This is a genomic window from Rufibacter sp. JT20002 (assembly GCF_056491185.1).
The window spans coordinates 677,007-698,558 of the sequence record NZ_JBSZJY010000001.1 but is presented as its reverse complement, the minus strand read 5'-3'; the positions used below and the strand labels follow the sequence as shown (position 1 = coordinate 698,558).

The 21,552-nt window shown below is 48.3% G+C and carries 12 protein-coding genes; 9 read left to right on the top strand and 3 right to left on the bottom strand.

Annotation, left to right across the window (positions count from 1 at the left end):
• Window positions 1-23: 23 nt before the first annotated feature.
• Together ACW9SV_RS02790 and ACW9SV_RS02785 are read right to left on the bottom strand one after the other, a co-directional pair.
• A complete protein-coding gene (locus tag ACW9SV_RS02790; RefSeq protein ID WP_479555215.1) occupies window positions 24-911 on the bottom strand; it encodes a phosphate ABC transporter substrate-binding protein in 888 nt (295 codons plus the stop codon).
• 43 nt (window positions 912-954) lie between these two features.
• Complete coding sequence (locus tag ACW9SV_RS02785; RefSeq protein WP_479555214.1) at window positions 955-2,226, bottom strand: porin; 1,272 nt, start codon at window positions 2,224-2,226, stop codon at window positions 955-957.
• Between the two features lie 562 nt (window positions 2,227-2,788).
• Between ACW9SV_RS02785 and ACW9SV_RS02780 the strand changes: the two genes are divergently transcribed.
• The gene (locus ACW9SV_RS02780; protein ID WP_479555213.1) at window positions 2,789-3,223 is read left to right on the top strand and encodes a hypothetical protein; all 435 of its coding nucleotides are present in this window, start codon (window positions 2,789-2,791) and stop codon (window positions 3,221-3,223) included.
• A 224-nt stretch (window positions 3,224-3,447) separates the two neighbouring features.
• Window positions 3,448-5,631 (top strand): PAS domain-containing sensor histidine kinase, encoded by a 2,184-nt coding sequence (locus ACW9SV_RS02775; protein ID WP_479555212.1) that lies wholly within the window; start codon window positions 3,448-3,450, stop codon window positions 5,629-5,631.
• A gap of 90 nt (window positions 5,632-5,721) precedes the next feature.
• On the opposite strand, the gene ACW9SV_RS02770 is transcribed toward ACW9SV_RS02775, so the two are convergent.
• Window positions 5,722-6,756 (bottom strand): LacI family DNA-binding transcriptional regulator, encoded by a 1,035-nt coding sequence (locus tag ACW9SV_RS02770; protein ID WP_479555211.1) that lies wholly within the window; start codon window positions 6,754-6,756, stop codon window positions 5,722-5,724.
• A 1,222-nt stretch (window positions 6,757-7,978) separates the two neighbouring features.
• Between ACW9SV_RS02770 and ACW9SV_RS02765 the strand changes: the two genes are divergently transcribed.
• The 7 genes from ACW9SV_RS02765 (at window position 7,979) to ACW9SV_RS02735 (ending at window position 21,546) form a co-directional block, all read left to right on the top strand.
• Window positions 7,979-11,218: a SusC/RagA family TonB-linked outer membrane protein gene (locus ACW9SV_RS02765; protein WP_479555210.1), complete on the top strand. Its 3,240-nt coding sequence runs from the start codon at window positions 7,979-7,981 to the stop codon at window positions 11,216-11,218.
• An 11-nt stretch (window positions 11,219-11,229) separates the two neighbouring features.
• Window positions 11,230-13,053 (top strand): RagB/SusD family nutrient uptake outer membrane protein, encoded by a 1,824-nt coding sequence (locus ACW9SV_RS02760; RefSeq protein ID WP_479555209.1) that lies wholly within the window; start codon window positions 11,230-11,232, stop codon window positions 13,051-13,053.
• Window positions 13,054-13,163: 110 nt separating this feature from the next.
• The gene (locus ACW9SV_RS02755) at window positions 13,164-16,250 is read left to right on the top strand and encodes a T9SS type B sorting domain-containing protein (RefSeq protein WP_479555208.1); all 3,087 of its coding nucleotides are present in this window, start codon (window positions 13,164-13,166) and stop codon (window positions 16,248-16,250) included.
• 14 nt (window positions 16,251-16,264) lie between these two features.
• On the top strand, window positions 16,265-17,185 hold the full coding sequence (locus tag ACW9SV_RS02750) for a PorP/SprF family type IX secretion system membrane protein (protein ID WP_479555207.1): 921 nt from the start codon (window positions 16,265-16,267) through the stop codon (window positions 17,183-17,185).
• Window positions 17,186-17,350: 165 nt separating this feature from the next.
• Window positions 17,351-19,663 (top strand): GH92 family glycosyl hydrolase, encoded by a 2,313-nt coding sequence (locus ACW9SV_RS02745; RefSeq protein ID WP_479555206.1) that lies wholly within the window; start codon window positions 17,351-17,353, stop codon window positions 19,661-19,663.
• A 182-nt stretch (window positions 19,664-19,845) separates the two neighbouring features.
• A complete protein-coding gene (locus ACW9SV_RS02740) occupies window positions 19,846-20,754 on the top strand; it encodes an ROK family protein (protein WP_479555205.1) in 909 nt (302 codons plus the stop codon).
• A gap of 51 nt (window positions 20,755-20,805) precedes the next feature.
• Window positions 20,806-21,546: a basic secretory protein-like protein gene (locus ACW9SV_RS02735; protein ID WP_479555204.1), complete on the top strand. Its 741-nt coding sequence runs from the start codon at window positions 20,806-20,808 to the stop codon at window positions 21,544-21,546.
• The last annotated feature ends 6 nt before the right edge of the window (window positions 21,547-21,552 follow it).

Genomic DNA, 21,552 nt, shown 5'->3' with positions numbered 1-21,552 from the left:
GAGTTGGATTAGGCGCTAAAAAATTACTTGCTCAATGGAATGTACCCGATGGCCTGTACCGTCTGTTGACCTTCGTCTGAAAGTACGTAATCTACAAACGGTTTCACTTTACTTTCTGCCGTGGCGTCATAGAAGAAGAACAGCGGACGGGAGATAGGGTACGTTTTGTTTTTGGCAGCTTCCACGCTAGGGGCCACGAAGGTCTTGCCTTGGTCATAGGACACCGCCAATGATTTCACTTCCTTGCTCTCATACGCTAAGCCAATGTAGCCAATGGCGCCGCTTGTCTGGCTCACCGATTGCACAATGGAACCAGTAGCTGGCATCATAAGGATTCCGTTAGCGTAGTTCTTTTTGTCCATTACGTGCTCTTTGAAGAACTCATAGGTACCAGAGCTAGTCTCACGCGAATAAGCTACAATCTTCTCATCGGCACCACCTACTTCTTTCCAGTTGGTGATCTTGCCGGTGAAGATGCCCTCTAATTGCTCGCGGGTCAGCTGGTTAACTTTGTTGCTGGGGTTCACAATCACAGAAAGGGCGTCATAGGCAATAAGCGCTTCTTTCACGTCTTTCTTGGCACCTTTCAGCTTCAGTTTCTCCTCAGTTTTCAAGCCGCGGGAAGCCATGGCGATATCTGTGGTGCCTTCTTGTAGCGCTGATAGGCCCACACCAGTACCACCGCCCACTACCGTGATGGCAGCACCTTTATTTGTACCCATGTACTTCTCAGCCTGTTGCTGTGCTAACGGAAGAACCGTGTCACTCCCTTTAATGGTGATGGTAGTGGCACCAGTAGCTGATTTGTCAGCCTCTGTGTTTTCTTTTTTTGCGTCTCCGCCACCACCGCAGGCTCCTAGAAATAATGTAGCTATCAAGAAGCTGCTTACTTGGGTTTTGATTGATTTCATGGGATTAGTTTTCACGTTTTTACGTCAGATTTTTGTATTCGGCTTAAAAGTTGAATTGTGCTTGTACCCGTAGAAATTGTCCGTGTTGACGGTTGTCCAGATTTCGGGCGTCACGGGTGGTCCGGTCAGAGATGGTGTATTGGGTGGCTAGCTCAAAATTGGCGAGCGGTTGCCATTCTACCCCAATCTCGGTTTCGTAGACTTTGCTGTAACGGGCATCGGTTTCTGTTTTCCGGCCCCCATCATAATACTGGGCTTTCACAAACGGAATCAAGTTATGCTCACCTAATTTGAAGGCATACATGGCCTGTGCGTAACCTCCCTTCAACGATCTGGTCTGGATGGTGCTGGTGGCGGGATCAAACTCAGGGCCTCTGCCCACGTTGTATTCGGCCTGAAACCCGAAAGGCTGCGGATACACGACCAAACTGGCGGCTACCCGGCTGTCATCAAAGTCGCCTCCTTTTATGGCGCTGCTGCTCAACTGATCTGAGGTAACCGTGTACAACCCGGTATACGCCTGGATGCCGGGTTCCACAATCTGCCCGTTCTTGAACGCGAAAGGATACGAGAGCCTGGCTACGATGTGTTGGTTGTTATTAGCTTCCTGGCGGTTGGCGGTCTGGCCATTGTAGATACCCAAACCAAATACTCCGTAATCACCGGAACCTTTCAAGCGACCATTGGCCAGTTCACTAAATCTCTTTCTGATGTGCTCCGGAGCCCAGTAAAACATTACCCCTAAATCACGCTCATTGGGCAGGGCGGTGTTCAAGGCATCGGCTCGGTCAAGGGTGAGCCGGTTCTGGCTGGACTGCATGTTCTCAAAGCCGTAAGGAATCTTGCTTTGGCCCACCCGCAGTCTGAATTCTTTTTTATTGTCCAGCGATAAGTCAAAATAGGCGTCTCTCAGCTGGACGAAGTGGATGGTGGAACTTCCGGATGGGGTGGAAGCAAAATCTGGCTGGATGTAGATGTAAACCCGCTCGTGCACGTTTCCGCTGAACACCATGCGTGCCCTTCTGATCAGGAAACCGCCCTTGTCGCCAACTGAGCGGTCATATTCAGTTTTTAGGTTGGGGTTGGTTTCTAACAGGCGGTTATAACGTATTTGTACGTATCCCCGTAAGGAAATCTTATCGTACCAATGTGATTTTGGCGCCTCAGGAGCTTTGGGCTGAGCTACAACTGAATCTTGAGCAGAAGTAACCGTTACCTGCGCCTGTGACATAGAAGCGGAAAGAACAAAAGCAGCAATAGCACTTATTTTCTTGAAATAAGGAGTCGATACTTTTTTGTTTATGGGTGAGAACATAAGCAAAAAGCGGTTGTCAAAAGTTAAAAAGTTATTGAGGCTCTTTCCTGAATTTAGTCAGAATACAAGATTGAGAGGGTGGAAGTATGCGATAAGCCCGCCTAATGGCCTGCTTCTTGCATTTTTCCTAAAAACAAAAGCAGCTAACTGTAGTCTCGGCAGAAGGCGCAATCATTTTCTGGTGCAAAAGTAGAGCGGTCGTATTGCCTGAATATTACTGGTATGTTATGTAATTGTTAAGAAGGAGAGCTCTAGAGATTTTAATGGTTTTAAGAACAGAAGGACAAAGCTTTCTCTGCCACGTAATTAAGAAAACAAGAGGTTAGAGGGAAAAATGGCATCTTAATCTCAAGTTAATCAGGAGCCTGGCAAGAATTTGCAAGGGCTTATTTAAGGTCTGTTTTCTGAAAAAGAACCTCTAATTAGGTTCAAAGAGAGTGTTCAACTTTAGGGGTTTGCCAAAGAATAGAAATAGCAGGATAAGTTTTGAAGTGTTGAATAAAGTATCTTATATTTAATAACACTTTTTTAAGGGAGTGGTCACGTTAATTTATTTGGTGTTATGGGTAGAACAGTCTTGCTTATTGAGCCTTACGTTACAATTTCGGTGGATTCTGATACAAACATTCTCCACGTAGATTGGTGGGGAGATGTCACCAAGCAAAACGTGCTGGATGGGTGCCGCTTATTGCTAAACATGTTGGGGCAAGAGCGATGCAATATGATCCTGAATAACAACGCCAATGTAACGGCCCACTGGAAAGCCACCGCTATCTGGGCGGCTACTATCGGTTTTCTGGAACTAGACAAAACTACCTGCGCCTACTTTGCCTGGGTGAAACCGCCCAAAAGCAACCTGACCGCCGACTATGGAGCAAGGCTGGATGTCCAGAACGTGAAGGTGGCCATCTTTGATAGTCAATTGGCGGCAGAGCGATGGCTGCTTTCCATCCAAAGCAAGATAAAGCAACCCAAAGAATCGGTAGTGGCTGCTTGATTCTGGGAACAGAGGCTAACTTGTTCATTATCCGTTACCTCACTTTTGGTTGAGTGTTGCCGGTAAAGCAAAACCACTTCTAACCTAAGAGGGTTTTGGCAAAACCCTTCATTTCCTCAAACCCTATTATGTCGCCTTTAATGCCGTGATAAGGCTGGTCACGTATTAGAAACTCCCTATTTTTGTACCTTTAAGTAAAAAATAGAAAGAAAGTGACCAATAAGGTGATACCATCATTGCAAGCAGAGGGCAGTGCCATCAAATGGGAAAAGCTGGCGGAAGTCTCGCTTGACATGATTTGCACCTTGAACGGCAGTGGCTTCTATACCTATGCCAGTGAGGCAAGTGCCGACATGCTGGGCTATGAAACCGGTGAGTTGGCGGGCCGGCATTTTACAGAAGTGCTTCACCCAGATGATTTTGATTCTACGCAAGCTGCTATCCAGGTAGCCATTAGCGGAACAAAACGCCGAAACTTTGAAAACCGGCTTATCCATAGAAACGGAACGGTGGTGTACATTCTGTGGTCGGCGGCCTGGTCTGAAGAAGACAACACCTTATACTGCGTAGCCCGCAACATCACTGAGTTGGAAGAAGGCCGACGCAAACTGGAGGAGAGTGAGCAAAAGTATAAAGCGCTGTTTGAGAAAAATCCAGATGTTGTATTCCTGGAGAACCCGGAAGGGTTGATCACCGAGGTGAACAAAGGTTTCTGCCAAACTTGGGGCATCTCTCCTGAAGAGGCCGTGAACCGCCCCTCTGCCTCATTCTTTTCTCCGGAGGTTGCTTTGGCGGCAAGGAAAGCCCTGCAAGAGGTTTTGGCTGGTAATACTCTCAGAAGAAACTTGGAGTTGGTGGTAGGAAACGAGAAGCGGGTGTTTGACACCATCAAGTACCCGGTGGTAGTGAACGGCGAAGTCATAGGTGCCCAGACCATTGGCAAAGACATCACTTCTATGGCCCTTGCCTACGAGACCATCCAGCAGCAGGCCAAAAAACTCAATACCATTTTAGAAAGTATCACCGATGGGCTTCTGACAGTTGACCGAAACTGGCACATTACCTACCTCAACAAAGAAGCCGAACGCCTGCTGCCATTTGACAGGAACCTGCACATTGGCGTAAACCTGTGGTCGCTTTTCCCGGAGGAAGTAGGAACAGACTCCTACAATCAATTTCAACAGGCTTTGGAAACGGGTAAGACCGTGGCGTTTACCCATTACCTGACGGCGCACGAAAAGTGGTTCCAGGTAAAGGCCTATCCCTCTGATGAAGGGCTTTCCATCTATTTTGATGAAGTATCTGACAAGATTACCGCGCAGCATGAACTAGAGAAACTTTCGTTGGTAGCCAGCAAGTCAAACAGCGGCGTCATTATCATCGATAAAACCGGCGTTATTGAATGGGTGAACGAAGGCTTTACCAGGCTGCACGGGTACAGCATGGAAGAGTCAATTGGCAAAAGACCACCCGAACTGCTGCACCACCCAGACGCTGACCCTACTGTTTACGGCCCCATTGAGCAGGATCTGGTTCAAGGAAAGCCCGTCTTCTTTGAGATCCTGAACCGCAAAAAGGATGGAGAGGGGGTGTGGGTGAGTGTAGAGGTAAGCCCGGTGCTGGATGACAGCGGAGAAATAACCAGGTTTGTGGTGGTCCAGACAGACATCACTGATTTGAAAAACTCTGAACTGGAGCTCTCCAAACTAGCCAATGACCTGTATAGGCAGAAAAGCGATCTGCAGCAGTTTTCCTACATCATTTCCCATAACCTAAGAGGGCCGGTGGCCAACGCCTTGGGGTTAGCCGATCTGCTCCTGCACATGGAAAGGGACTCTGACCTGTTTGGGAAATCACTTTTGTTCCTCCGGCAAAGCGTGGAGAAACTGGACGCCGTGCTCAAAGACGTGAATACCATCCTAGGCATCCGGGACAGCAAAGGCAATCTAGAGTTAGAACGGGTAGACCTTCTCAGTGTGTTAGATCAGGCCCTTTCCTCGTGTAAGGAGTTACTTGCCTCCTCCGGGGCGAAGGTGATCATTGATTTGGAAGAAGGGCTTGGAGTGAAAGCCAACAAGGCCTACCTGCACAGCATTTTCTACAACCTACTCTCCAACGCCATTAAATACAGGGCAGAAGAGCGAAGCTTGGAGATTACCATCAAATGCTACGGCTACACCGAGAAAGGAGTGGTCATCTCTTTCGCAGACAACGGCTCCGGCTTTGACATGGATAAAGCAAAGGAAAACGTCTTTAAACTCTACAAGCGCTTCCACACCAAGCAGGAGGGAAGAGGCATGGGATTGTTCCTTATCAAAAGCCACCTTGATGCCATGGGCGGCCACGTGGAGGTAACCAGCCAGGTAGGGCAAGGTACCCGGTTCTTACTTTTTCTGCCGCAGCGGTAAAGCTACCCCGCGAAAATTCTTCCTTGTAGGAACCATTTACAGGCTCCTTTGGTAAAATGAGGCTTAAAACGTTATGGGAGTACTTCGGATTCAGGAAGGGTTTTGGCTAATAATGACAGACGAGTTCCGTATGATCAGCTTGGTGGGTAAAACCACCTCTGACCTGTTTTCCTCCTCCGGCAAACCTTCTAGCTTTCTCAGGATAATCTCAATCAGCTTTTTCGACATCTCCTCTATCGGCTGCGCGATAGCGGTGATGGTAGGTTTGTATAGCTTGAAGAAGTCCAGGTCATCAAAGGCGACCACTCCAATATCGGTGGGGATGCTGAGATTTACTTTGTTTAACGCGTCAATGCCCCGGGTGGCTAGGTAGTTGGTGGCAAACAAAACCGCATCTAACCCTTTTTGCTTTTTCAGGAAAGAAGCAATCTGGTCAGAGTGCTGTTCAAACGTTTCTTGGTAGCTTACTTTCAGAATACTGGTTTTGAGTTGATGAACCTTCATAGCTTCTTGGTAACCGCCTAACCGATCCCTCATCTGGGTTTGATTGGAGTCAAGGGTTACAAAGGCAATGTTTTCATGGCCCTGCTCTAGTAAGTGATGTACGGCCTTGTAGGTCGCATCAAAATTGTCAATCATGACATGGTTGGTGAGAAGCCCCGGAACAAGGCGGTCAAAAAGAACTACCGGCAGGTTGTCATCCAACAGCGACTGGATATCCTCCTTTATTCCTTCCGGCGGGGAGATGATGTACCCGTCAATATTCCGTTCCCTGAACATTTTAATCAACTCCCGGGTTTTGTCAAGCTTGTTCTCTGTGCTGCAATAGATGATTTTGTAGCCTTGCTTAAAAGCGTTCTCTTCAATGTGCCGGGCAACACTGGAAAAGAAATCATTAGAGATATCCTCCACCATCAGGCAGATGATCTTTGATTTCCCGGTCCTTAGGCTTCGGGCAATCTGGTTGGGCTTGTAGTCCAGTTCCTCTACCAGTTTCAAGACCCGCTCGGTGACATGCTCGCTGATTCGCTTCTCTTTGGCTTTGCCGTTCAGGATGAAAGAGACCGTGGTAATGGAGATATTTAACTGCTGGGCAATGTCTCTGATGGATAACCGTTTTTTCATCCTTTTCTTAAAATTATTGGCAAATTGCTTCTTCCTGTTAGGTGCGGATGGCGCTAACAGGAAAGCACGCGTTGATGGCGGAATACAACCTTGATGATTCCAACCAAGTGTGATCTTGCACAGGGCAGGGGGAGATGCCAAATCTAATCAACACCAGAAGCAGTGCGATGCCTGCTTCTGCCGAGTGAAATTAAGCAAAAAAGAGAAGGATACTACCCGGCAGATAAACCGATTTACTAGCAAAGACTTATTGAATTGATGTAGAGCTCTAAAAAAGAGAGTTGTATTTTCAGCCTTGTTTTTATAAAAGACATAAAAAGTAGCAGAACTGTGGTATAGAAATTAAGCTTGGCAGTTTAGAGCGGGAAGCCCCTTTGTAGCAGGAACAATGTTTTTAGAACTTTGGAGTAGAGGAACTAGGAAGTTGAGGAAGAAAAATATTTTTTGGAGGCCTTCTTGCTTTTTAAAAATAATGTTTGTTCTTTTAGCATATTGTTAATGAAAGAAGAACAAAAACGGATGTAATTGCGAAATTCGCCATCTTCTTCCTGGCAATAAAACAAAGGCATACAAGTAAGAGTGTTCCACATTGAAGGAATTTGATCTTGTTGCCTTTGAAAGTTAAGGATTCAAACAAGTTTTTGTTGGCTTCTCCTTGGCTTTCCTTCATTCTTTACCGGCAGAAATTTCTCTGCGTTTTCATAATAAGTACAGCTTTCCAGTATCAAATTTTAATACCTCTTACGCTTAACGCTTCTTTTAATAGAAACTTGCTAAAACGATTTAGTTAGTTTTAGCTGAGAAATAAAGGTATTAATGCCTGTTTTGGGCAAAAAAAGATGCAGCTATCAATGCTCGCATGATTCCAAAATAGGAGAGGGGCGCCACAGGTTGGCTTCTTTGCTTGTAGATAAAGATAGGTTGCTCCTTAGCCCAGTAGTAAAGTGTATCTAGAATTGACTTTTAAGAAGTTGAAAGGATATGCTTTGTCAAATAAAATCTTGTAACATGTTCAACAATGCTTTTATCAAGTCAACAGACAAGTGTTTTTATATACATGCTAAAACGTTTTATTAACTAAATATAAAACGGGTTTCTTGAAGGTCAATAGTAGAAGAAATCATACCGCATCTGCGCTGATATTAGTACTTAAGCCATATGCCTACCAGTCGTAATCACCCTCTATGAAATTTAAGCCATACTCTAATATAAAAGGAACCATATGAAACGAGATTTACCACTTAAATTCCTACTCAGTAGTTACACCCAAAAGAATCGAGGGCTTTGGCTCAAGTTGGTTCTGGCCGGATTCTGCTTTGTAACTAGTGCGGTGCCCTCCCTAGCTGGTGGAGAAAAGGCGTCTAAAAAGTTTCCTGGCCGCGTTTCCAAAGCCAGACAGGCTACTCAGTCACAGGCGAGATATGATTTTCAAGTTAAAGGGAAGGTGACCGATAAAACCGGGGCGCCCTTAATTGGCGCTTCTGTGAGCGTGAAAGGCACCGCCATCGGAGCCACCACTGATGTAAACGGGAATTACACGATCAATGCCCCCAATGAGAGTGGGACACTGGTGGTGTCGTACATTGGTTACCTATCTAAAGAGGTTGCCATCGGCGGAAAATCATCTATTAACATTGTGTTGGACGAGGACCAAACCAAGGTGGATGAGGTAGTGGTAGTGGCCTATGGTACCCAGCGTAAAATTAGCAATGTGGGTGCCCAAGCTTCGGTTTCGGTGAAGGAGTTAGACCAGCCGGTTGCGAACATCAGTACGATGCTGGCAGGTCGGGTAGCCGGGGTAACGGGTGTGCAGCGTTCCGGCCAGCCAGGTTATGATGGAGCAGACATCTGGATCAGGGGTATCGCGTCTTTAAGTGGTTCCAGTGCGCCATTGGTTTTGGTAGACGGGGTAGAGCGTTCTATGAACAACATTGACCCACAAGATGTGGAATCCTTTACCATCCTGAAAGACGCTTCCGCTACGGCAGTGTACGGAGTAAGAGGCGCTAACGGGGTAATCCTGATTATGACCAAAAGAGGAGAGGAGGGGAAACCGCGGGTTACGTTTGACTACAACCAAGGCATCACCCAATTCACCAAAGTCCCTAAACTCATAGGCGGCGTAGATTACATGAACCTCACCAACGAGGCCATCTATACCAGACGCGAACCCGGCGGAAATATCCCTACTCCTAAGTACAGCCAGGAGGTGATTGATAAAACCGCTAGCGGCGAAGATCCTTTTGTGTATCCAGATGTGAACTGGTTAGATGAGGTTTTTGAAAAATACGGCAAGAATCGGAATGCTAACTTAAATGTGAGCGGCGGCTCTCCGCAGGCAAGGTACTATGTGTCTTTGGGGTATTATGATGAGACGGGCCTTTTCAATACAGATGCTATTGCTCAATATAACGCCACTACCCGGTTCACCCGCTATAATGTCACCTCTAACGTGACGCTGGACCTGACAAAGTCCACCAAGGTAGACCTTGGTATCCAGGGGTACATTGCTACAGGAAATTATCCGGCTGAAAACGCCGCTACTATCTACAGTTCGGCTCTGGAAATCAGTCCTATAGAATACCCAGTGATGTATCCAGGTGGATTAGTCCCAGGTAGAACATCAAACGGAGGGTCAAGAAATCCTTATGCAGACGCTGCACTTAGAGGATATCAAAACGAAAACAAGAACCAGCTCTTCTCTAACTTAAGAGTAACCCAAAGTCTAGAAGCTCTTACGCCAGGTCTGTCTGCAACCGCCATGTTCGCTTTTGATGCTTTCAACCAACACTACATCAGAAGAAGCAAGCGGGAAGATACCTGGATTGTAGACCCCAATAACCCTAGGAACCCAGATGGAACCTTGAACTTAGGCGATGCTCCTACTTTCTCTGGGCAGAACTTCTTGTCTTATGGCCGCGAAAACGGCGGAAACAGAAGATTCTACATGGAGGGTGCCTTGAATTACGATAGGGCTTTTGATAAACACCGGGTAAGCGGATTGATCTTGGGCAACCGGTCAGATTATTCAAATGCTTTCGCAGGCAACTTTACAGAATCTATCCCTTTCAGAACCGAAGGAATTGCCGCCCGTGCTACCTACTCTTACAATGACAGGTACTTTGCTGAGGTCAATATCGGATACAATGGTTCTGAAAACTTTGACCCGGCAAACAGATACGGCTTCTTCCCGGCGTTTGGTTTAGGTTGGGTTGTTTCCAATGAGCGGTTCTTTGAACCCTTGGCTAACACCATCAACTTCTTAAAACTAAGATACACTGACGGAAAAGTAGGCTCTGACTCTGGTGCCGGTAGATTCGCCTTCTTAGGAAACGTTACTGACGATAATATCAGAGGGTACACCTTTGGTAGAAACAGAGAAGGTATTGGTGGTATATTGGAGCAAACGTATGGTGTGGCTGTTACGTGGGTGGAGGCCCGTAAGCAAGACATAGGTATTGAGATCAATGCTTTCAACAGCAGCTTAGGAATCATCTTTGACGTCTTCAAAGACCGCAGAGAAGGAGCTTTTGTGACTAGGGGAGACGTACCCGCTTATGTTGGCCTTACCTCTATCCCTTCGGGCAACTTAGGTATTGTAGAAAACAAGGGGTTTGACGGTACCATCACGTACGATAAAAACATAGGTGATTTCTCAATGGGCTTTAGAGGTACCTTCTCTTACAACAGAAATAAGATCATAGAGAACGACCAGGCACCTCAGCTTTATCCTTGGTTAGAAAGAAGAGGAACTCCTTTGTTGGCAAACTGGGGATACACCGCAGAAGGTCTTTACAGCCTGGAGGATGACGTAAACAAAGACGGGTTCATTACCCCTGATGACAGCGACCAATTTCCTGTCCAGTTTGGTAGAATTCAGCCCGGTGACATCAGATACAAAGATTTAAACGGAGACGGCCGCATTGATGCCAATGACATCTCTGAGATTGGTCAAGGGGATGTGCCTGCCCTAACTTACGGTTTCGGAACAAGCCTGGGATACAAAGGATTAGACGTTAGTTTCTTCTTCCAGGGGCAGGCAGAGGCTGACATTGTTCTGGAAGGCCGCAGTATTAGAGCTTTCAGCGGAGATGGTGGCGGAGAAAACCTGTATGAGATAGCCTTAGACCGCTGGACGGAAGAGAACCCTAACCCGAACGCATTTTACCCAAGAATGTCCTACGGTTCTGGAGCCAACGGAAGCAGCAACAACAACCAGTACAGCAGCTGGTGGTTGAAAGAAATTGATTTCCTCCGCTTGAAGACGGCTGAAATTGGGTACACCATTCCAAACGCTATTTCAAGCAAGGTTGGGATAGGAAACGCCCGGGTGTATTTAAGAGGCGTGAACCTGCTCACCTTCAGCAACTTCAAATTGTGGGACCCTGAGTTGCTTACCAGAAACGGGGCAAGATATCCTAACATCTCCGTCTATTCTTTAGGCTTCAATCTCCAATTCTAATTTCCTGAAAAATGAAGAAGATAAAATCAATCATACTTGTAGGCTTGCTTACAAGCCTGAACTTCGCTTGCAACGACGATTTCCTGGATCAGGTACCAGATGACCGTTTAACGCTGGAGGCTACCTTCAAGAACAGAAATACGGTAGAGCAATATCTAGCCAATGTGTACTCCCAGATTCCGGACGATGCAAGCCAAAGAGGCTTGGGCGGAGACGGGAATGTGGGGCCTTGGCTCGCAGCTTCTGACGAGGCAGAATACGTGTGGGGCTTTGTGGGGAGTAATTCCGTGAATATTGGCGCTTGGGACCCTTCCGCCGGCTTTGTCAATTCTATCTGGTCTAATTTCTACCGGGGCATCAGAAGAGCAAACGTGTTCATTGAAAACGTGGACCAGTGCACTGACTGTGGCGCAGATGGTGCCTTGGTAAAGCGGTACAAAGCCGAAGCCAGAGCGCTAAGAGGATTGTATTACTACTATCTGATGCGGTTATACGGGCCGGTAGTGCTGGTAGGGAACGAGTCCATTCCGGTAGACGCACCTGCTGACGAGTTGAAGAAGCCAAGAAATACTTATGATGAGTGTGTGGCTTATGTTTTGGCGGAACTCAACGCGGCAGCGGCAGACCTCCCGGCAGTAGCGACAGAACAGAATTATGGCCGCATGACCAAGTCATATGTGCAAGCCATCAGAGCGCAGGTGTTACTGTATGCGGCAAGCCCTCTGTTCAATGGCAATTCTGATTACGCTTCACTGGTAAATAAAGATGGCAAGCAGTTAATCAGTCAGCAGTATGATGTCAATAAATGGAAATTAGCCGCTGATGCTGCCAAAGCCTTTATTGATGAATACGTACCGGGCACGTATGATTTGTACCGGAAGAATAACGCCCAAGGTCAGTTTGACCCATACCTTTCCACCCGAGATGTATTTCTTGATGAATGGAACAAAGAAGTCATCTTTGCCAGAGTAGACGCGGGTATCAACCCAAGACAATATGAAATGACGCCTTTCCACGCCGGGTCACAAGCCGAAGCGAAAGGAAGTGGCGGTTTAGGCGCAACCCAGCACATTGTAGATGCCTACTTCACGGCAAACGGAAGATCTATTGATGATCCAAAGTCAGGGTACCTGGCAACCGGGTTCACCAACTTCAGGGCGCCAAATGACACAGAGGCCAGACAAGTCTATAACCAATGGGTAAACAGAGAGCCCCGGTTCTATGTGGGTATTACCTATGACAACAGCTTATGGCTAAATAGAAACACTGGCAACATTGTCACCAGAACCTGGTTTAGCGGCAACTCGGGCAAAAACTCCGGCGCTGGGAATGACTACACACCTACCGGTTACATTGTAAGAAAGAACATGAGTACCGGCGACTGGCGCAACGGAGGCAGATCTTATGTGATGATGCGCCTGGCTGAGATTTACCTAAACTATGCTGAGGCCCTGAATGAGTATAGCCCTGGCCACCCAGACATTCTTACTTATGTGAACCTTATCAGAAACCGGGCCGGAATCCCAGAATATGGTTCAGCGGAGTTAGAAGCCCCAACTGGCCAGGCTGCGGTAAGAGAAGCCATCTGGAAAGAGCGTAGAGTAGAACTTGCCTTTGAGAACGTGCGGTATTTTGACGCCAGAAGATGGAAAATCGCGGAGACCGCCTTCAATGGGCCTACCTATGCTTTGGACATTTCTGCGCCAGACATCAACAACTTCTACAACAAAGTGCCTTTTGAAACCAGAGTGTTCACCAAACGGCATTACCTGTGGCCAATTCCCCAGAGTGAGATGAACATCAACCAACTACTGGTACAAAACACAGGCTGGTAATCTTAAGCTAAGTTTAGGGAGGGCCGCCCTGCCTGAACTTAGCTCTTCATCAACCCACAGGGATTCTAAAAGAATATTTAGATTTTCCATATATCCTTAAAAAACCATATATGAAACAAATATTACAATTTGTGAAGGTGGCCCTTGGTGCGCTGTTTTTCTTCAGCGTCATCAATGAAGCCACAGCACAGGATGATCTCACGGCCAAAGGAGGCGTCCTTACTGTGTTCCGGGAGAATGATGCAGGTCGCAATGAGAGGGAAGGTTCTCCTAAGGTGATTGACAATGATTCTGGTTCCAAGTTTTTGTCCCATTTTGAAAACATGCAGTGGCTGCAGTTTCAGCTCAACGAACCAGCAGTAGTAGGGACCTATACGCTAGTTTCCGCAGACGATGATCCCAACCGGGACCCCAAAGACTGGAAACTGGAAGGTTCTAACAACGGATCAACCTGGGTTGAGTTGGACGTACGCACCGGAGAGATGTTTCCAGAGCGGTTCATGACAAAAACGTACAACATCACAAATTCAACTGCCTACCGCTATTATCGGTTGAATATTAGTGCCATCAAGGCAAACAATACTTTCCAATTAGCAGAATGGCGGCTTTTTGAAGGCGTTAAAAATCCTGATGTTACGGCCAAAGGTGGTGTTTTAACAGTTCTAAGAGAAAACGATGGAGGGCAGGCCGCCGGAGAGGGATCACCTAAAGTAATTGACAACAATCCCGGTTCAAAGTTCTTGTCACACTGGCCAGGTGAGCAGTGGTTGCGTTTGCAACTGACAACACCTACAGCAGTGGGTACCTATACGCTCGTTTCCGCTAATGATGACCCCAACCGAGATCCAAAGGACTGGAAACTGGAAGGCTCACAAAACGGAACAGACTGGACGGTGTTAGATACCCGCACCGGAGAAATGTTCACCGAACGCTTTCAAACCAAGGTGTATTCAATGGCAAATAGCACTGCTTATGCCTACTATCGCTTAAATATAAGTGCCATCAAAGACGGAGGAACTTTCCAGTTGGCAGAGTGGCGGCTCTTTGAAGGAGAGGGTTTTGTGGCACCTTCTGGGTTGAGTGCATTTGCTAACGCAGGTGATGAAGTTTACCTGTCCTGGACTGATTACAGTGCAAGCGAAACCGGGTTTGAAGTGGAACGCTCTTTAGATGGCACCACCTTCAATAAAGTAGCTACGGTAGCCGCTAACACAAACTTTTATTATGACAAAGGGTTAGCGCAAAACACCAAGTATTACTACCGCGTCAGGACCATTGGGGCCGGGAAGACTTCAGGCTATTCTGTCGTAAATGTCACCAGAACACTGAATTATAGTGGTGCTACGGCTGATTTAACCAATAATGGAGGACGGCTTACTGTTTCAAAAGAAAATACAGGCAATTCAGCCGAAAACTCTCCTAAACTGATTGACAATAATTTTCAAACCAAGTTTTTGGCCGGTGGTATACCAAGGCCGGTATCCTTGTGGTTGCAATATGAATCTACTACCGCCACAGATGTTGTAACCAAATATACCCTTGTTTCAGGTGATGACGCTCCTGAAAGGGATGCCAAAGACTGGACGTTCCAAGGATCTACTAACGGAACAGATTGGACCATTCTTGATACCCGCATAAACCAGGTTTTTGCTGGTCGTCGTTTAGAGAAGTCCTTTTCCTTCACCAATGATAGGGCATTTAAATATTACAAGTTAGATATCACGGCGAACAATGGATCTGGGGATGCCATACAAATCTCTGAATGGCAAATTTGGGGAATTCCGCAGAACGCCCCTGCTGTCCCGGGTGATGTAAGGATTTCTAACGCTACGGAAAGCACGCTTACCCTCAACTGGAACGATGTGGCCTCTAATGAAACAGGGTATGAGATCTGGCGCTCAACAGACGGAGTAACCTTTTCTAGGTTGAATTCGGTTGAGGCTGGCGCTACTTCTTATACCGATACAAATCTGGGAGTACTGGCTACTTATCAGTATCGGGTAAAGGCAATGGGTGCGTCAGGTAATTCTATCTTTTCATCTATCGTAAGCGGCACCACTTTGTATGATGAAAGGTTGCCGTTGCCAGCAGAAAATCTGGTAGCAACTACCCTCTCAGAAACCCAGGTGAAGTTAGATTGGACCGATCGGGCAGAAAACGAAACCGGATTTCAAATTGAACGGTCTACCAACGGAACCTCCTTTCTACCTGTACAAACCCTTGCTGCAAATGTTACCACTTTCACAGACGAAGGACTTAGATTAGCTACCCGCTACTATTACAGAGTTAGGCCTATCAATGACTACAGCCAATCCTCCGGCATCAGTGCTCCTTATACTACAGTGGCCGAAACCATCACCCAAGGCTCAAACCAGGCTCCTACCATTGCAGCCATAGCTGACCAGAATAGCTGTAACGTGGTAGACGCCTACACCATTCCACTGGAAGGTTTAGCTTCTGAGCCAGGACAACAACTTAGCCTTTCGGTTTCTTCCAACAGAAGTGCGCTCTTCAGTGACTTATCTGTAAGTACGGTTGAAAACGGGAAAGCAACCCTTACCTACAAGTTGGTGGAAGGCCAGCCTGGTGAAGCTATCGTAACTGTGACCGTGAAAGACGATGGTGGTACCCTGAACAACGGAACTGACACCTTCTCCACTACTTTCAAAATCACTTCTTATGAACTGAACATGAGCGTGGCCGCTGACCGCAACGGCAAAGTGCCAAGAGGGGAGACTATCCAATTGACCGTAACCGGGGAAGAAGGCTACACCTATACCTGGGCCAACGGGCCGGGCATCATTAGTGGGCAGAACAGCAATAAGTTGTTAATCAAACCAACCCAGGGATATGTCTATAAAGTGACTGCCAGCACCGCCGAGGGTTGTACCAAAGAAGCGGAGTTCACGGTGCAGGTAGAAGGTGGCGTAGCCTTGCAGGCCAACAACATCCTGACCCCCAACAATGATGGTAAAAACGATGTGTGGGTGATCTGGAACATCAATACTTACCCAGGCAGCAAACTGAAAGTGTTTGACACTGCCGGCAGAGTGGTGTATGAGAAAGAGAACTACGCAAACGACTGGAACGGGACATACCAGGGCTCTCCATTAGCCCAAGGCGTGTATTATTATGTGATTGACTTAGGTTCAGGAATACCTCCCGCAAAAGGAGCCCTTACCATTATCCGTGATTAAAAATAGAAAGCCATATGAAAAAGCTATATAACCTAAAAAAAGGGCTGCCTCTCTTTCTGCTTCTCTTCTGCTGCGTGGCGCTGGTGCAGGAGAGTGCCGCCCAGATCAATCCGTTGAGAGCGATCTATTTTCAAAATCAGTACCTGGCTAATCCGGCCATGGCTGGGGTAAACGGAGGGCTTAGGGTAAACCTCCACTACCGCAACCAGTGGGGGAGCATCTCTGATGCTCCCACCACGGAAGCCATCACCGCTGAGTACGGCCTTAGCAACAAAGTCGGCCTGGGGGTGAATCTGGGGCAGAGCCGAGAAGGCTTGCTGAAAAGATCCAGAGCCATGGCTACGTACTCGTACCACCTCCCGCTGAACCAGAGTACCCGCCAGTTACATTTCGGATTGTCTGCGGGCGTGGTGAACGAGCAGATTGACATGGACGAAATGGTAGGGGATGTGGATGACCAAACTGTGGCCCGGTTCAATGACCAGGGACCGTATGTGGAGGGCGAAGTTGGTGTAGCCTACACCGATTCCAAACTCACGATTCAGGGCTCTTTTCCCAATATCAGGGCTTTTCTGGACAAGAGCCTGAACGAGAGCAATACCGTGAACCGGTCCACTTACTTTGCCGCCGCCAGCTACAAGCTTGCGCTGGGTTCCAGTGTAGGGGTAGAACCTAAAGTGGTGTACCGCGGGGTAAAGGGGTTTGATGACCTGATTGATGCCGGGGCCAACCTGACCTTTGTAGATAACCAGTTCAATGTGTTTGGCATGTACCACAGTTCCAAGAACGTGACCTTTGGGTTTGGCGCGGATGTGAAAAGAAGACTGGCCCTTACCGGAATGTACACCACCGGCTCCTCAGCGTTGAACAGCCTTACCGGTGTAAAGGGAAGTTTTGAACTAGGACTGAGAGCATCTCTCTGGAATGTGCAATAAAACTACTATCTTACCACTTAAAACGTTTTAGCATGGGTTTGTAGAAAACTGTCTCTAAACGCAGAATCTTCCTCGGTACCTGACTGATATGATTTCTATAATTAGAAATAGTTTTCTACAAATCAACAAATCAAGCCATTAGGCCACATCAAAAGCTCCTGATTAATGAAAAAACTCTTCATTTGGATTCTAGCAAGCGTACCGTTCTTCTCTTCCGCGCAGGTTTCTAAGAAAGCAGACGTATCTCCCGTGGATCTGGTGAACCCCCTAATGGGCACCGACTCCAAACCGGAACTCTCCAACGGGAACACCTATCCGGCCGTGGCTGTGCCCTGGGGTATGAACCTCTGGACCCCGCAGACGGGAACCATGGGCAACGGCTGGGCCTACACCTACGCCGCTGACAAAATCAGGGGCTTCAAGCAGACGCACCAGCCCTCGCCTTGGATGAACGACTACGGTCAGTTCGTGATCATGCCGGTGACGGGCAAGATGAAGTTCGATCAGGACGGGCGGGCCAGCTGGTACTCCCACAAGTCTGAGACGGCCAAGCCTTACTACTACGGCGTTTACCTAGCCGACCATGACGTAACCGCCGAACTTACCCCCACCGAGCGCGCTGCCCAGTTCCGGTTCACTTATCCTAAGTCAGATAGCTCGTTTATCGTGATTGATGCCCTGGACAAAGGTTCTTACGTGAAGGTGCTGCCTAAAGAGCGGAAGATTGTGGGGTACACTACCAAGTACGCCCGCGGCCCATTGAAAGAGTTCAAGAACCACTTTGTGATCTACGTTGACAAACCCATTGTACTGGCGCGTACTTTCCGGGGAAATAAACTCACCAGCCGAGATTCCCTGGAGCTGACCTCCAACCATTCGGGCGCGGTGATCGGCTTTAAAACCAGCAAAGGCGAAAAAGTGAACCTGAAAGTCGCTTCTTCCTTCATCAGCCAGGAGCAAGCCGAGCTGAACCTAAGCCGCGAGCTGGCCCAAGACAATTTTGACGCTACCATGGCCAAAGCCCGTGACCGTTGGGAAAATACGCTAGGCCGCATCAAAGTGGAGGGCGGCACCGAGGAGCAGCAACGCACCTTCTATTCCTGCCTCTACCGCACGCTATTCTTCCCCCACAAAATGTACGAGGTGAACGCTGCTAACAAGGTGGTGCACTACAGTCCGTACACCGGCAAGGTACACGACGGCTACCGCTTCGCTGGTACCGGTTTTTGGGACACATTCCGGGCCTTGTATCCTTTCCTGAACCTTATGTACCCTGCCATCAACAAAGAGATGCAGGAAGGCCTGATCAACGATTACAAAGAGGGTGGTTGGTTGCCCGAGTGGTCTAGCCCAGGTTACTCTGACATCATGATCGGGAACAATTCAGCCTCGGTAGTAGCAGATGCCTACATGAAAGGCTTACGCGGCTATGACATTGAGAAGCTGTACGAGGCTTTGGTGCACGGGGCCAACAACGAAGGCCCTATCACCGCCATCGGTCGAAAAGGCGTGGACTACTACAACAAGCTGGGGTATGTGCCATACGATGTGAACATCAACGAGAACGCTGCCCGCACCCTGGAGTACGCGTATGACGATTTCGCCATTTACCAATTAGCCAAAGCCCTGAAAAGACCGCAGGCTGAGATTGACCTGTACGCCAAGCGCAGCCAGAACTACCGCAATCTCTATGACCCAGCCACTGGCTTGATGCGCGGCAAGAATAAGGACGGCAAGTTCCAGGCGCCTTTTAACCCCTTCAAGTGGGGCGATGCCTTCACCGAGGGTAACAGCTGGCACTATTCCTGGAGCGTGTTCCATGACGTGCAAGGGTTGATTGACCTGATGGGCGGCAAGCAGAACTTCGTGAAGAAGCTGGACTCTGTGTTCACCTTGCCTCCGGTATTTGACGACTCTTACTACGGCGGCGTGATCCACGAGATCCGGGAAATGCAGATCGCTAACATGGGTCAGTATGCGCACGGCAACCAGCCTATCCAGCACATGACGTACCTCTACAATTTCGCCGGAGAGCCCTGGAAGACGCAGTATTGGGCCCGCGAGACCATGAACCGCATGTACAAACCAACCCCGGACGGCTACTGCGGCGACGAGGATAACGGCCAGACCTCGGCCTGGTACGTGTTCAGCGCCATGGGCTTCTACCCGGTATGCCCCGGCACCGACCAGTACGTTCTAGGCGCCCCACTCTTCCCCAAAATGACCTTAGAACTGGAAAACGGCAAGAAAGTAGAGATTGAAGCCCCCAACAACAGCAAAGGAAACTTGTACGTGCAGGACCTGAAACTCAACGGCAAGAAGCACGAGAAGAACTGGGTAGGCCACTTCGAGCTGATGAAAGGTGCCAAGCTGCGCTTCGATATGGCTGACAAGCCCAATACCAAGCGCGGAACCGAGGAAAGCGCGTTCCCTTACTCGTTCTCCAAGCCTCAATATGTTACCCAAAACGCGAAATAAGTTGAAGTAAGAGATAGATAAGAAGCATTTTCCCTGATGAGCGGAGCTAAACTTCCGCTTTCATCAGGGGAGAGTAGCTCAGGTAGACCAAAATATAGCAGAAGGAACAAGCCTTGGAAAGAACGTGAGTGGGTTTACTTATAACCGAGTCATGTCTTCAGACAGGTCAAAAAAGCAGTTTTATGAAACATGCAACAGTAGTTGGCATTGACGTGGGGGGCTCCCACATTTCCGCAGCCCTTGTCGATATGGAAACGAGCGCTCTTGTATCTGGGAGTTATGTGAGAAGTGAAATAAATACCCAGGGCTCGGTGAACGAGATCATCGGCAACTGGTGCGAGGTTATCCAAAAAGCCCAGAGCTTTGACGGTACTTCGTCGGGAAAGATCGGCATCGCCATGCCGGGCCCGTTTGATTACCCCAACGGCGTTTCCCTCATCAAGGACCAGAACAAATACGACATCCTCTACAAGCTCAATGTAAAGGAATTATTGGCAGAGAAGCTCTCCATGCAGGCAGACGACATCCGGTTTTTGAACGATGCCGAGTGCTTCCTGTTAGGCGAGGTCTTCTGCGGCGCCGCCCAGGGCGTAGAACAAGTACTGGGCCTGACGTTAGGCACCGGTCTGGGCTCGGCCTGGTGCCACCACGGCAAGGTAGAAGACGCCGACCTGTGGAATTCGCCTTTCAAGGAGGGCATCGCCGAGGACTATCTCTCCACCCGTTGGTTCGTGAACCGGTTCAGGGAACTCACTGGCCAAGAAGTAAAGGGGGTGAGAGAACTAGCCGACCTTGCCCCGCAGAACCTAACCGTGCAAACAGTCTTTGATGAGTTTGGGAAAAATCTGGCCGAGTTCATCAGAACGACCGTGAAACCCTTGGGTGCCGTGATGGTGGTGATCGGGGGCAACATCTCCAAAGCCTATCATCTGTTCTCTGGGGAGCTGGAGCAGCATCTTCTAAACCATGCCTTATCCATTCCAATACGGGTAGCCGAGTTGGGGGAGGAGTCGGCTTTGATTGGGGCGGCCAGTTCCTGGAAAGCCAGTCTGCTGGAGAAAGAGGAAGCCACGAGTACCTTAAGAAAATAAGTTTAGACTGTTTTTGGCAGCAACATCTTACACGAAATATCCCTAATTTATATGAAACGATTTCTAATAGGTTCTATGCTTGTTCTTGGCTCCATTACCGGTGCCTGTGCCCAGGGGCCAAACCAGGAAAAGAACAAAGACCGCATAGACGATTGGACCTACATCGGGAATTACATAAGCAAAGATTCCATCACCAAAGGTCCGTACACGCTCCTCTTCTACAACCGGGATCAAGCCTTTGCGCAGCAGGGTGAGGAGACCAAAAAGCGGATGATTGATGCCTTCTTTAAAGTATACCCGAAAGAAGCGGCCCGTTTCAACCCCAACACCACCAAAAAAGTCACCTTCATCATTGACCCCGCCTACCAAGGAGTAGCGGCAGCCAGTGACGGAATTATTCGGTACAGTCCGCTATGGATGCTGCAGAATCCTAATGATATCGATGTGGTCACCCATGAGGTATTCCATTTGGTGCAGGCTTATCCTTATGACGCCGGCCCAGGATGGCTCACCGAAGGCATCACCGATTATGTGCGCTACAAATTCGGGGTAGACAACGCCGGCGGCGGCTGGTCTCTGACCCCTTTCAAACCAGAGCACCACTACACCAACAGCTACCGCATCACCGGCCGTTTTCTGGCCTGGTTAGAAAAGAACAAGAACCCCAAAATCGTGGAAAGCTTAGATGCCGCTCTACGCAAGAAAACCTATACACCTGAACTATGGGTGAAATTGACGGGTAAAACGGTGGATGAGCTGTGGCAGCAATACGCCCTGAACCCTGCCTTGTAATAATTA

What these genes read in the sequence shown, in the direction of transcription:
- ACW9SV_RS02790 (WP_479555215.1), bottom strand. Translation starts at nt 911, where the DNA reads ATGAAATCAATCAAAACCCAAGTAAGCAGCTTCTTGATAGCTACATTA.
- ACW9SV_RS02785 (WP_479555214.1), bottom strand. Translation starts at nt 2,226, where the DNA reads ATGTTCTCACCCATAAACAAAAAAGTATCGACTCCTTATTTCAAGAAA.
- ACW9SV_RS02780 (WP_479555213.1), top strand. Translation starts at nt 2,789, where the DNA reads ATGGGTAGAACAGTCTTGCTTATTGAGCCTTACGTTACAATTTCGGTG.
- ACW9SV_RS02770 (WP_479555211.1), bottom strand. Translation starts at nt 6,756, where the DNA reads ATGAAAAAACGGTTATCCATCAGAGACATTGCCCAGCAGTTAAATATC.
- ACW9SV_RS02765 (WP_479555210.1), top strand. Translation starts at nt 7,979, where the DNA reads ATGAAACGAGATTTACCACTTAAATTCCTACTCAGTAGTTACACCCAA.
- ACW9SV_RS02760 (WP_479555209.1), top strand. Translation starts at nt 11,230, where the DNA reads ATGAAGAAGATAAAATCAATCATACTTGTAGGCTTGCTTACAAGCCTG.
- ACW9SV_RS02755 (WP_479555208.1), top strand. Translation starts at nt 13,164, where the DNA reads ATGAAACAAATATTACAATTTGTGAAGGTGGCCCTTGGTGCGCTGTTT.
- ACW9SV_RS02750 (WP_479555207.1), top strand. Translation starts at nt 16,265, where the DNA reads ATGAAAAAGCTATATAACCTAAAAAAAGGGCTGCCTCTCTTTCTGCTT.
- ACW9SV_RS02745 (WP_479555206.1), top strand. Translation starts at nt 17,351, where the DNA reads ATGAAAAAACTCTTCATTTGGATTCTAGCAAGCGTACCGTTCTTCTCT.
- ACW9SV_RS02740 (WP_479555205.1), top strand. Translation starts at nt 19,846, where the DNA reads ATGAAACATGCAACAGTAGTTGGCATTGACGTGGGGGGCTCCCACATT.
- ACW9SV_RS02735 (WP_479555204.1), top strand. Translation starts at nt 20,806, where the DNA reads ATGAAACGATTTCTAATAGGTTCTATGCTTGTTCTTGGCTCCATTACC.